1 protein-coding gene is annotated in these 492 nt (G+C 24.4%); it reads right to left on the reverse strand.

Translation table 11 applies throughout. From position 1 onward, the window contains the following. Positions 1-13 precede the first annotated feature (13 nt). Entirely contained in the window at positions 14-412 is a 399-nt protein-coding gene (locus tag B0A81_RS04495) for an Imm44 family immunity protein (RefSeq protein ID WP_089056915.1), read from the reverse strand. Between the last annotated feature and the right edge of the window lie 80 nt (positions 413-492).

The raw sequence follows: 492 nt of genomic DNA on the forward strand, positions 1-492 counted from the left end.
ATTTTTACCACATCTAATTTTTATTTAAACATTCTTTAATATCATTAAGAAAGGTATTTATATCAAATTTTTTTATCTTTTTATCATCCAAAATCTCTTTTGATTGACTAACAAATTCATCAGTTAAAATCTTTATTTTTTCTTCTTTATTACCTTGAAAAAAAGATTCAAACTCTAATTTAATTTCATACTCAATAGCTGGTTCATTTTTTAGTATTTTTAATGGTCTTGCTTTAAAAAAAGATTCAAATCCTTTGGAGACACAAAGAATACCGATGTATATCTTTTCTATTTCTAAAGCATATCTCTTTTCAGCTAAGCATTCATTTAAAGTATTTGCTAAATCATTAACTATTTGTCTATCTTCATTAGAGAATTCTCTAGAGAACTGTGGGCCAATACTAAATTTCATAATTTTTTTTATCTAAATATTTTATTTCTTGGAGGCAAACTTGCATGCAGCATAGCATGTGCATATATCATAATTTTTTC

This window comes from Flavobacterium plurextorum (genome assembly GCF_002217395.1).
GTDB classification, from domain to species: Bacteria; Bacteroidota; Bacteroidia; order Flavobacteriales; family Flavobacteriaceae; genus Flavobacterium; species Flavobacterium plurextorum.

Bases quoted from the DNA above. Each gene is read 5' to 3' on its own strand.
- B0A81_RS04495 (WP_089056915.1), bottom strand. From the start codon at position 412: ATGAAATTTAGTATTGGCCCACAGTTCTCTAGAGAATTCTCTAATGAA.